Origin of the sequence: Anaerorhabdus sp., from assembly GCF_036637135.1 — a bacterium.
Classification (GTDB): domain Bacteria; phylum Bacillota_I; class Bacilli_A; order Erysipelotrichales; family Erysipelotrichaceae; genus Anaerorhabdus.
On sequence record NZ_JAVWNC010000010.1, the window covers coordinates 39219 to 51213 of the forward strand.

Here is an 11995-nt window from a genome sequence, read left to right on the forward strand (position 1 = left end):
GAGGTGAAAAATTAAAAGTATGGTATAAAACGAAAATAAAAATAGAATAAAAAAATAAAATAAGGAAGGGATACTTATGAATAAAAGAAAAATAATTCTATGCAGTATAATTTCATTACTATGTCTATCTGTAGGAGCAATAAATATTTATGCCTTAACACCCACTTACAATGGAAAAGCAGAAAAGGGTGTAGGTAACACTACAATTTATATTGATAGCATTACAGGAGCAAATTATTGGGAAACTTATATGAAAAGTGGTGCAAATAATTGGATGTATCCAGGTTGGTCTAATCCAATTTACATTACTTTTGTTAGTTCAAATTATGGTAGCACTATTGATTTTTATGCGAATGATGGATCACTTTGGGATGGAGTAGGATGGACTGTTTTTGCCGAAACGATTTTTTATCGATATGGACAAGAATTTAATCCAATCGATACAAACTGGAATTGGACATTTTCAGAAATAACCTTAAATGATACGGAATTTAGAAAACCTACATTTTCAAATGAACAAGCCAAAGGTACAGTAATACATGAACTTGGGCACTCATTTGGATTACAACATGATAATAATAATCGATACAGTATTATGTGTCAGTCTACTTCTAGATTAGTAGAAACCGTTCAAAAAGTTGATAATGATGCTATTGTAGCGAAATATCAATAGTGGAGGATAATTATGAATAAGAAAATGAAAATAATAACAATTAGTTTATGTTTATTAATATTGACGGGATGTTCACCTTCTTCAACAATGAACGAATCAATAGATGTGGTGATAAGTAATAATGCATATTTGTCAATTGACATGAGTGATGTGATCGTTATGCAAGGTGAGGGTGATATTAATGGAGATCCAAGCAATCCAGTAGAAATTTATAGTAAAAGTTATGCTATTGCAATCGCAACTATTGATTCAATTGATGGTGGAAGTAATGTTATTGAATCTACGGGAAAATATACCCATCCATATACTTATGGTAAATTAACAATTGAAACAGTTTTAAAGGGGGATTTAACTAATGGAGAGCAAGTTAATTATGTTAGAAGTGGTGGCATAGTAGATTATGGCTCTTACTATAAATCCTTGTCACCAGCTCAACAACAAAAAAGAGATTACTTGGGTGCATCAAACCGTGGTTATGTGAAATATGTATTTGGAAATGATATTGATATTGAAGTTGGAAAAAAATATTTAATTTATTTTAATAATCCAGAGAATGGTAGTTTAAAAAATAATTCTTATCAAATAATTGGTTGGGAAAGTGGGCTGCGAGAAGTTAACTCAACCACTACTAAAGAACATTCGCAAAGTAATGGCGATATTTTAGTTTTAAACAATATTACAAATGAATGGGAATCATTAAATTCATTAATTCCATATAAATAAAAGAGCATAAGTATTCAAAGAAGAAATAACTATATTATCAATAAGATTATTCAAATAATATTTATTAAATTATTTTAGAAAGAAAGAGATGAGGAGAATCTAATGAAAAGAATTAAATATTTAATTGCAATTGCATTTCTAACAATGCTTTTATCGATTAATGTATTTGCTTATACAAATCCTGTTGTTGGGTCAACTTTAGAGCGAGGTGTAGGAAATGTTACTTATACAGTGAGCAGTGGATCATCAGCGTTTACCTCAATAATAAATGATGCTGCAAATAATTGGGTTTATACAGGATGGGCTAATCCGATTAACATGACAGCTGTTTCTAGTTCGGTTGGTTCAACAATCGATATTTACGCATACACAAATAGTACTGATGGAATGTACGCGTATACTACTTTTTGGATCAGAGGAAGCAAACAACTTACAATTAATGAAATTTCTTATACTCAATGGTTTTATAATGAAGTTAATATAAATAAAGGAACATCAACTTCATCTACATTACCTGCGACAATGAGACATGAATTTGGACACTGTTTTGGTATGGATGAGAATAATGGAAATCCTTATAGCATAATGGCGCAAGCAAAATATAGAGCGGTTTCAACTGTGCAAAAATGTGATAATGACACGATAGTAGAGTTATATGGAAATTAGAGAGGTGAAGTGAAGATGAAGAAATTATTAGTTTTATTTTCTATAAGTTTGATACTATTTGGATGCAGTAAGGCAGAGACTGGATTAACCGAAGATGAAAGTAATAGCAAAACTGAGAGTGAAGGATATGTAGAACAAGTTTATTATGATTATACAAATGAATTCGAATTGAATGATGATAATACAGTTACTACCGTAACTCAAGGTGATGCAATATACGATGTAAATGATCCTTTAGACCTACGAGCAAACTCTGATGTTGTATTTATTGGAACTATAATATCCAAAGATTATGCTACTTGTTCTCCGATTGAAGGTGAGTACAGTCCGATACCATATACCTCTGGTTCAATTGAAGTGATACAGTCGTTAAAAGGAGATATAACCGGTTCAATAGAATTTTATAGAAGTGGAGGGATAGTAACAGTTAATGAATTTTTAAGAAATGCTCCTAAAGAAAGAGTAGAGAAAATCAAATCGCTTTCGCAAGGAAATGAGAATTACACTTATATTAAATCATATATGTTAGGGGATATTGATATCGAGAGTGGTAAATCATATTTATTCTATGCTAAGCATCACGAAGATACAGATAGATATTTTATTATCGGATATGAAGGTGGTACACGTGAGATCATAAGCGAAAACACCAAAAATTTATATTCATTAGACAATACAAATCTAAAGAATAATGTAACAGGTGAATATGAAGATTTACAGAATTATATAGATGTATATTTAAAATAGTAAGCACTATGAAAAAGCAGCTTCTGTACAAGAAACTGCTTTTATTATAATTAATGAAAAAAGAAATCTATTCCTAGAGAAAGATAAATGTTTTATCGTAAGGGAAAAGAAGAGTGATTAAGAAAAAAATCATCGATAATTTTTCTGTTTTATTATGTATATTTATTACTACAGTTACTGTTTTTACAGCCACACCGTCAGCAGTATGAAAACTTGAAAAAGTTGTAAAAAACACAACAGTTTGTATCGATAACCAATCTGTTGAAAACTATTGGGAAACTTACATTTCAAGAGGAGCAAATAAATGTGTGCATCCAGGTTGATCAAAACTTATCAATGTAACATTTGTTAGTTCAAATTATAGAAGTGGTATTTACTTTTATGCTGATCCAGTTGACATGTTTTTTGACTATTGAGAGATAGTATATGCAGTTACTGAACACTATTATGGAAAACTAATTAATATGAATTATGACAGTTCAAATTGGACATATTGAGATATAACGATTAATGATGGTGAATTCAAAAACCAATATTTTCAAATGAAGAAGCACTTGATGTTATAATATATAAGTATAATCATTCTTTTAGGTTACTTCATGATTTTAACAATGACTATAGTAATATGGCATAGGTAACAGTAGGAAGGTTCAACGTGTTCAAAAAGTAGATAACGACGCTATAGTTATGAAATAAGGGAATCAGTGAGGGAAATATATGACTAAGACTCTAAAAAATTTATTTACATTAGTTATCTGTTCATTTGTATTACTAGGTTGTCAAAGTAAAGACAACGAATCATTTGTAGCAAATAAGCAGGAATATAACTTCTATAATGCATATGATTCGATAAATGAAGATGAAACACTAGTTGTCAGATCGGATGCAGATATTTCAATAGATCCAAGTGACCCTAATGAAATTGAAGCGAGAAGTGATTCTATAGTTATTGCAACAGTACAATCCATTGATGGGGCAGATGTAATTAATAAATCCAACCAAACTAAATGTTTACCATATACTTATGGTACTTTGATTATTGAATCTGTCTTTAAAGGTGAACTTACTAGTGGTTCAGAGGTGAAATATACTAGAATGGGTGGAATTGTATCTTACCAACAATATTTAAGTTCACTTAAAACAGCACAAAGAGAAAAATTAATAAATCAACCACAAGTAGGAAATGCACAATATGTTGACTATTCATTTGGTGATGATATTAAAATAGAAGTGGGAAAATCATATTTAATGTATTTAAAAAATCCAGAAAATACTGTTACAGATCCAAGTGCTTATTCTATTATGTGGTGGCAAGGAGGAATGAGAGAAGTCCAAACTGGCAATCAAGAATTACGTTCAGCTACAACTAACGAAATTCAAGTCTATAACAATTATACAAATGAGTGGGAATCACTTAATACAGTTGTACAATAAATTAATTATTAAAAAATGATTATAACTAAGTGAGTAGTTTTGTGAATAATTAAATATTTTAAACATAAGCATAATCAATGATTTCTAGTTAATTTTAAGTCTTGAACTTTGGCATGAACATATTAGTTAGAACTTTTAAAACGATTAGGTATCGATAAACGGTATAGAATTCCATTTATTATAGTGTGCCTACATCTTACTATGTAGGTTTTTTATTGTTTTGATCTGATGATTTTAAAAAGATAAAGAATTATTCTATTACTTTATAGATGAATGTGGATAATTAGCTTTCCTTCCTTAATTCTTGCATCTAATGAACCATTCATTTGTGACACTAGGTGTTTGGATATTTCCAATCCTAATCCTGAAGATTTTTTAGAGTTATTAATTGTGTAGTAACGATTGAATAAATGATCTACATCGACAAAGTTGAGCTTAGTAGTTTCGTTAATAAAATAGATATCACCATTGTCGTTGAGAATTATCTCAATTCCGCCTTCGGCATATTTCAACATATTACTTAAAATATTTGTAAATAAACGAATAACTGATGTTGAGTTTAACTGCCTTATTACTTTTGTTTCAGTTAAACTAATAACTGGAGTTAAATTATAATTTTTAAACGAAGCATAAAAACCAATAATACTTTCTTCTAGAAGGTCATTAATTATTATTTTTTGTGTTTTATCAATCACTTGATCTTCTAAAAGTGAGTATTCAAAAAATTCTTCAGTTAGTTGTTGAAGATAATCAAATCTATTATCGATTATTTTGATATATCTTTTTGCGTTGTCTGATGTTTCTTCGTTTTTGAGCAAGTTAATATATCCAGTAATTGCAGTTAATGGTGTTCTGATATCATGAGATATATTCGAAATTTTATGGCGCAAATCTCGATTGTTATTTATATATTTATTGCGTTGTTTTAATAGACTCTTGAGTAGTTCATTTATTTCGATGACGTATTGTAGGATAAACTTATTTGAACTGGAAGTGGTTAATAAAGAGTTAGTATCGTTATTGATAGAGAGTTTAAGAGAATATTTAATCTGATTTAGCTCTCTATTTATAAAATGAATTCTCAAGGTTTGAATAATGAAAATCATAGTTAAAAAAAGAGATATAAAAATTAAAAGATTTGTACATGTGTTATTCATTTGATATCCTTTTTTGAAAATTGATTCACTCCAAAAGAATTTATTATTAAAGAAGTAATAATTGAGTATAAACTAATTTTGCAGATGTCCAATACATTGATTGAAAATAATTGAATACCTTGCACAAATGGATTTATATCAAATAAAAACTGAAAAAAATATGAAGAAGAATTCAATCCAATACTTTGACTATAAAGCGAATAACAAATTAGTCCCATTATAAATGAAATAAATGTCATAATAATGCTAGTCATTGATGTTTTAGATTTAGTTGCGCACAACATTCCTATTATGTTGAAAATTGTGGATAGGGCAATACATATTATCCAACCTACTAACAATATAAAAAGATAATGATAAATATCATCATTGAAAATAATATTTCTTTTAAAAGAAATGATTGTTCCTACAACAAGACTACTGAAGTAGAGAATAGAAGTTGCGACAATACCTGTGAATAGACTACTTAAATAGATATTCGAACGCTCAAACCCGGCAATTATTTTATTACGTATTGTACCATCACTATACTCTGTTCCATAAAATATGCTTAGATAAAAAGGACTTAACAATCCAATCATGATAAGGGAGAAAAAGAAAGAAAACTCAATTGGAAAACAACCTTGTTGTACTAGAATTAAAGACATAAATGCTTGAATAATATTCACTAAAATAAAAGCAATCCAGAATGGTTTAAAATGAAATAGTCGATAAATATTGGATTTAGTTAATCTACGCATGGATATTTCCTCCCACTAGATTGATATAATAGCTCTCTAAAGTTTCTTCTATTTCATGTACTGATACGATTTCGCAACCCAGTTTTTCTAGTTCTTTAGCTAATAATGATATTTTAACTTTTGTATAAATATGAGCAATTTGGTGATCAATAATCTTGTACTCACAATTGAGTTTTTCAAGAACACAAGATAATACAGTAGTATCACTAACGTTGATAATGATGAATTTTCCATATTCATTGAATAAGTCAGTTGAACTTATTTCCTTAATTATATGGCCTCTATCAATAAACCCATAATGTGTAGCAATTCTAGATAACTCATCGAGTAAATGACTAGAAATTAAGAAAGTGATATTTAATTCTCGATTGAGCTTGAGTATAAGCTCGCGAACTTCGATAATTCCTTGAGGGTCTAATCCATTTGTAGGTTCATCTAATATAATGAAATCTGGATTATTCACCAATGATATAGCAATGCCTAAACGTTGTTTCATACCTAGAGAAAAAAACTTTGCTTTTTTCTTGCCACAGTTTTCTAAACCCACCATACGAAGCAATTCATCTATACCATCCATTGTTGGAATTCCTTGTAGGTAGTATTGGTATTTGATGTTGTCGTGTGCACTCATTTCTAAATAAATTGCTGGTGTTTCAACAATAGCACTTATCCTTTTTTTGGATTCACTAAAGTTTTTTGATTTATTATCAATATTAAATAACTTGATATCTCCAGATGATTGATTTTGTAAGCCACAAATAATTCTAATCAAAGTTGTTTTTCCTGAACCATTTTTGCCTATAAATCCATATATTGCGCCTTTTTGAATCGTCATTGAACATGAATCTAATGCTTTAAAATGATTATAGTTTTTACTAAGTGAATGAATTTCTAAAATATTTTCCATTTGCATTACTCCTTATAAATAAATGGTAAATCTGATAAGTAATGGAATTAATAAATTAATAGTAAAGAATTAGTAAATATTATTTTAACTTGAAACCGATACCCCATATCGCTTCAATATACTCTTTTCCAGTTAATTCTCGAAGTTTCTTTCGTAAATTACTCATATGCATTTTCAAGGATGAATCTGTACAATCAGGAGTATCTTGTGATATATTTTCAAGTAAATTTGATTTTGTGATAATTTGGGTGGGATTAATCGCAAGAACTTTTAGAATGGAAAACTCAGTTCTCGTTAAGTGGATGGATTGCTGGTTATATGTGATTGTTCTAAGGTCGATATTTATTTCTATATCATCAAAAAATAATCGTTTTTGTAAATGAGGATTAGCAGATTTTAAGTGTATAGCGATTCGAGCTAATAATTCATCAATGTTAAAAGGTTTGTTTAAGTAATCACATGCACCGTTTTGAAGTAAGTGTATCTTGTTAGCTACATCTGTTTTCGCACTGACCACGATGATTGGATATTCATTTATTTTCTCTAAAATATCTTCGCCACAAAGTCCTGGCATCATTAAATCCAGAAGGATTAAGTCTGGTTTATATGTTTTAAGCAACAAAAGTGTTTCAGATCCTGAATAAGATCTATTTACAGAATAACCTTCATGCCTAAGAGTTTCCTCTAACATGTTGCCAATAAACATATCATCATCAACGATTAGAATATTTTTCATATCTTATCAATCATCCCTCTCTAAATTATTGTGTTAACACAATAATACAATATAAATATTTAATATTCAATGATATTCGATAACTTCACTTTTGAAGTGAAAATATACCGTAACATATATTGAATTTGGAAAATTTTATTCAATTTTTACTGTTTTCTTTACTAGTTTCTTTACCTTTTTTAATCATAATCAAGGTGAGTTCAAGATAAGGAAGGTATAGAAAAATGAAAGTATTAATATATTTTGAGGCACAGAAAATGATATCAAGATCAGGAATAGGAAGAGCAATGAAGCATCAAATGGAAGCATTACGTCGTGAAGGAATTGATTTTACAACGGATAGTAAAGATGATTTTGATGTTCTACACATTAATACAATCGGACCAAATAGTATGAATTTAATAAATAAATGCAAAAAGAAAAACATACCAATTGTTTTTCATGCTCACAGTACCGAAGAAGATTTTCAAAATTCGTTCATTCTTTCAAATCAATTATCACCATTATTCAAAAAGCATTTAATTAATTTATACTCAAAAGCAGATGCGATTATTACTCCGACAAATTACGCAAAAGGATTATTAAAAGGATATGGAATATCCAAACCGATCTTTTCAATTAGTAATGGAATTGATTTAAAAACATATGAATATTCTGAATCAAAAGTAAATGCATTTAAAAAAGCATTCAATATTCCAATGAATCAAAAGGTTGTAATCTCAGTAGGTCTTTATTTTGAAAGAAAAGGAATATTAGATTTTGTAGAAATCGCAAAAGAACTTCCGGAGATAACATTTATTTGGTTTGGATATACACCACTACTTACTATACCTAGAAAAATTAGAGAAGTAATAAAAAATCACCCGGAAAATGTCTTATTTCCAGGTTATATCTGTGGAACCATAATCGAAGGTGCATATCTAGGTGCAGACGCCTTTCTTTTTCCAAGCTATGAAGAAACGGAGGGGATTGTTGTCTTAGAAGCTTTGGCATCAAATCAACAAATTATCATTAGAGATATTCCAGTATTTGAGGATTGGATGAAAGATGGGATAAATTGCTATAAGGCTCGCAATAATTTAGAGTTTGTTGATTTAGTAAGGAAGGTAACTGATAATAATTTGCCAAAACTTACTTCAATTAAAAAAACAGCTGAAGCAAGAAATTTGAATAAAATAGGTAAAGAATTAAGATTAGTCTATGAATCAATATATATGAGAAAAGAACAAAATACTGACTTTCTTAGTAAGGAAAGTAAATGAAATGAAGATTTTAATTATTACAGTAACGGCTGGATATGGACATAACTCGGTTGCAAAATCACTTCAAAGTGCTTTTAGTGAAGATGATGTAACAATTATTGATCTATTTCAAACTACAAATAATAGAATTAAGATGGTTGTCGAAAAAGGATATGACATTTTAACTAAAAAAATGAATGGAATATATCGCATTATTTATAATCATGCTTTAAAGAACTCATCGAATAAATCTAGCAGCATATTTAAATTAGTGAAATATGCTACAACAAAAAATGAAACTAATATAATTGAAAAGATTAAACTGATTTCACCAGATATTATATTTTGTACGCATGTATTTGCAGCATTAGTAATGAATAAGCTAAAAGTAGAAAAGATAATTCAAACTCAAACATATGGAATAGTCACAGACTTTACTATTCACCCTTTTTGGGAACAAGTAGACAACATAGAACATATCGTGATTGATAATCAATTAATGAAAAGTGAAGCGTTAAGTAGAGGTATTCGTGAGGAACAGATATTGATTCACAAAATACCAATTGATCCTAAATTTAATATCATGTATTCAAAAAAGAAATCTAGTGATATTTTAGGATTAAATCCTAATAAAAAAACGGTGCTTATGATGGGTGGGGGAGTAGGATGTGTTGATTATTATAAATATGTTAAGCAATTACTATTACTGCCTGATTCATATCAATTTCTAGTGGTATGTGGAAAAAATAAAAAGCAATTTAATAAAATGACGAAGTTAAAACAAAAGAATAGTAATAAAGAAAATTTATATATTTATAGGTTTGTAGATAATATTGAAATCTTTATGAGTGCAGCAGATTGCGTTGTAACTAAGCCAGGTGGACTTACGGTATCTGAAGTTATATCAAAAAAACTTCCATTATTTTTAATTGATCCAATAGCAGGTCAAGAAGAACGAAATTTAGATTTTTTAGTTAATAATCAGTATGGAATCAAAATATCAAATGATTATAGATTGGACAAAGCGATTCAAGAGTATTTTTCGTCGGTTGAATAGTAACCAAATTCAAAAAAAGTAGAGGTATACTCTACTTTTAGGTTTAAATAAATTATTTCTCATTCATGTATTCTAATCCAAGTTCTTGCATTTGTTCTAGAACGGTAATGATTTTTCTACCACGGTTTTCGGTTAAATAATAATCAACACGTAATGGATATCCTTCATGAACATCTTTTGTCACAAAGCCATATTCGATTAATTCTTTTAAATGCTCAATCAGCATTTTTTCAGTAATTCCGTTGATATCTTTATGTAATTTAGCAAGCGAGGTTTTTCCAAGTCGTAAGCGCCATAAAATGATTGGTTTCCATTTTCCTTTTAGCATGTCATGTGTTAATTCCAAAGGGCATGTATAGCATTCTCTTAGTTTCATATCATCTACCTCGCTATTATTTTAACACATCATTTAAATTGATGGGTGCTTAAGCGATATTTCTTTAATTTTATGAAAGGGAATAGAATTAATTGATATACCCACAAGGATACCTATTGAAGTATCAATAACACGGTTTATGGCAAATGTAAGTGGACTTATATCTAAATTATGATTTACAGTTACACTTAAAAATACAACACACATTAGAAATGTTCCGCCTTCTTGTTTTAGAAGTCTTGATACTTGAATAATCGGTATAAGTAATAAAGACAATAAGATATAACGAATGAAATCAAATTGGATTGATGGAAGTAAGCGTTCGATATATAAGTAGATAACACCTGCAATAGCGCCGATAATAGTTGTAATCTCTCGTTTCTTTCCTTCTTTAAAACTGTCCTTTGTATTTTTTTGGATACAAAGAATGGAAGCTATTGCACTATAAAATGGTATTCCATTGTTGCGTAATTCATCAAGCATAAAACAGATGAAAACAGATAAAACAGTTTTCCAAGTTCTTAATCCAACTTTCATTAAAATTAGTTGTTATAAAGACCTTTCAATGTTGCGCACTCTAAGATATGTCCATCCATTGCATGGTGTAGTTCATTAAACAAGAAACCATTTTCTAAATCTAATTCTGAATCTAAAGCATAAACATGAAGTTCGTATAAATGTGCTTGATCAGGTGGCATCATTCCTCCGTAGAAACATGTAGCTTCCTTAGGTAGTTGACCTCCTTGCATGCTCGTCCAACTGTTTGATCCTTGGATAAAATCGGTAGCGTTAATGGATTCATTTTCTTGTAATTCATTCTTTTTGATATTCGCAGCTAACCAGTGAATCCATACAAACCCACCAGAAACAGGATAAGCATCTTTGTCTTCTAATACGATTGCATAGGATTTTGTATTTGCTGGTGCATCCTCAATCATAAAAGGGAAAGAACAAGATGGGACACCATAACTATTTACCTGTGTTCCTCTTACTCCATATTTATCGTCAAAAACGCCGTTATTAATTCCTTTACTTGTAATTTTCATTATAAATTCCTCCTTGTATACTTGTAGTATAGATAAGAATTAGATATGCGTAAATTACCCACTTTTTTGTGGGCATATAATTGTTTGGATATCGCAAAATAATTTATTAAGAAATAATTAGTTAATTTAATGAAAATGTATTGATAAAATGTCAAAAAATTCAAAAAGAATATTGTCTGAATAAAATAAATATGCTAGAATACTAAGGCAGTCAGTTAAGAATGCAGATGTAGTTCAATGGTAGAACGCGACCTTGCCAAGGTCGACACGAGGGTTCGATTCCCTTCATCTGCTCCAATTATAAAATAAGCCGAATTAATCGGCTTTTTTTTTGCTTTATTCATGTTGTTTCTACTCTATAAGAAAGTGTTTAAATCTATACACTTTAATAATACAGGGCAGTGTAAGATATTTTCGATGTTAAAAAGGGAGATAACTTTTTGAATTATAAAGTTTAAATTATAATAATCTCATCAAAATAGCTAATTAAAT

14 protein-coding genes and 1 tRNA gene are annotated in these 11995 nt (G+C 29.4%); 8 read left to right on the top strand and 7 right to left on the bottom strand.

The features are described from left to right. The first annotated feature begins 76 nt into the window (after positions 1 to 76). The 5 genes from RR643_RS03185 to RR643_RS03205 all read left to right on the top strand — a co-directional run bounded on the left by RR643_RS03185 (position 77) and on the right by RR643_RS03205 (position 4243). A complete protein-coding gene (locus RR643_RS03185; RefSeq protein ID WP_332472411.1) occupies positions 77 to 673 on the top strand; it encodes a matrixin family metalloprotease in 597 nt (198 codons plus the stop codon). 12 nt (positions 674 to 685) lie between these two features. Next, a complete protein-coding gene (locus RR643_RS03190; protein ID WP_332482308.1) occupies positions 686 to 1396 on the top strand; it encodes a hypothetical protein in 711 nt (236 codons plus the stop codon). 102 nt (positions 1397 to 1498) lie between these two features. After that, positions 1499 to 2062: a hypothetical protein gene (locus tag RR643_RS03195; RefSeq protein ID WP_332482309.1), complete on the top strand. Its 564-nt coding sequence runs from the start codon at positions 1499 to 1501 to the stop codon at positions 2060 to 2062. 15 nt (positions 2063 to 2077) lie between these two features. Continuing rightward, complete coding sequence (locus RR643_RS03200; protein ID WP_332472408.1) at positions 2078 to 2809, top strand: hypothetical protein; 732 nt, start codon at positions 2078 to 2080, stop codon at positions 2807 to 2809. A gap of 717 nt (positions 2810 to 3526) precedes the next feature. Then, complete coding sequence (locus RR643_RS03205) at positions 3527 to 4243, top strand: hypothetical protein (RefSeq protein ID WP_332482310.1); 717 nt, start codon at positions 3527 to 3529, stop codon at positions 4241 to 4243. A gap of 263 nt (positions 4244 to 4506) precedes the next feature. Here the strand turns inward: RR643_RS03205 and RR643_RS03210 are convergent, their stop codons facing one another. The 4 genes from RR643_RS03210 to RR643_RS03225 all read right to left on the bottom strand — a co-directional run bounded on the left by RR643_RS03210 (position 4507) and on the right by RR643_RS03225 (position 7783). Continuing rightward, complete coding sequence (locus RR643_RS03210; protein ID WP_332482311.1) at positions 4507 to 5133, bottom strand: sensor histidine kinase; 627 nt, start codon at positions 5131 to 5133, stop codon at positions 4507 to 4509. Positions 5134 to 5396: 263 nt separating this feature from the next. Then, entirely contained in the window at positions 5397 to 6140 is a 744-nt protein-coding gene (locus RR643_RS03215) for a hypothetical protein (RefSeq protein WP_332482312.1), read from the bottom strand. After that, positions 6133 to 7047, bottom strand: coding sequence for an ABC transporter ATP-binding protein (locus RR643_RS03220; protein ID WP_332482313.1), 915 nt, complete (start codon positions 7045 to 7047; stop codon positions 6133 to 6135). The genes RR643_RS03215 and RR643_RS03220 overlap by 8 nt, the downstream gene beginning before the upstream one ends. A gap of 79 nt (positions 7048 to 7126) precedes the next feature. After that, positions 7127 to 7783: a response regulator transcription factor gene (locus tag RR643_RS03225; RefSeq protein ID WP_332482314.1), complete on the bottom strand. Its 657-nt coding sequence runs from the start codon at positions 7781 to 7783 to the stop codon at positions 7127 to 7129. A gap of 257 nt (positions 7784 to 8040) precedes the next feature. Between RR643_RS03225 and RR643_RS03230 the strand changes: the two genes are divergently transcribed. Further along, the gene (locus RR643_RS03230; RefSeq protein WP_332482315.1) at positions 8041 to 9045 is read left to right on the top strand and encodes a glycosyltransferase; all 1005 of its coding nucleotides are present in this window, start codon (positions 8041 to 8043) and stop codon (positions 9043 to 9045) included. A 1-nt stretch (position 9046) separates the two neighbouring features. Then, positions 9047 to 10081 (top strand): MGDG synthase family glycosyltransferase, encoded by a 1035-nt coding sequence (locus tag RR643_RS03235; RefSeq protein WP_332482316.1) that lies wholly within the window; start codon positions 9047 to 9049, stop codon positions 10079 to 10081. A gap of 52 nt (positions 10082 to 10133) precedes the next feature. Here RR643_RS03235 and RR643_RS03240 read toward each other — a convergent pair whose 3' ends face one another. The 3 genes from RR643_RS03240 to RR643_RS03250 are packed head-to-tail and all read right to left on the bottom strand — an operon-like array spanning position 10134 to position 11503. Then, positions 10134 to 10457, bottom strand: a complete 324-nt coding sequence (locus tag RR643_RS03240) for a winged helix-turn-helix transcriptional regulator (RefSeq protein ID WP_332472373.1) — start codon at positions 10455 to 10457, stop codon at positions 10134 to 10136. A gap of 33 nt (positions 10458 to 10490) precedes the next feature. After that, positions 10491 to 10994, bottom strand: a complete 504-nt coding sequence (locus tag RR643_RS03245) for an FUSC family protein (protein WP_332482317.1) — start codon at positions 10992 to 10994, stop codon at positions 10491 to 10493. A 5-nt stretch (positions 10995 to 10999) separates the two neighbouring features. Further along, entirely contained in the window at positions 11000 to 11503 is a 504-nt protein-coding gene (locus RR643_RS03250) for a YbhB/YbcL family Raf kinase inhibitor-like protein (RefSeq protein ID WP_332468949.1), read from the bottom strand. Positions 11504 to 11726: 223 nt separating this feature from the next. Between RR643_RS03250 and RR643_RS03255 the strand changes: the two genes are divergently transcribed. Beyond that, positions 11727 to 11800 (top strand) — tRNA-Gly (locus RR643_RS03255). Positions 11801 to 11995: the final 195 nt, after the last annotated feature.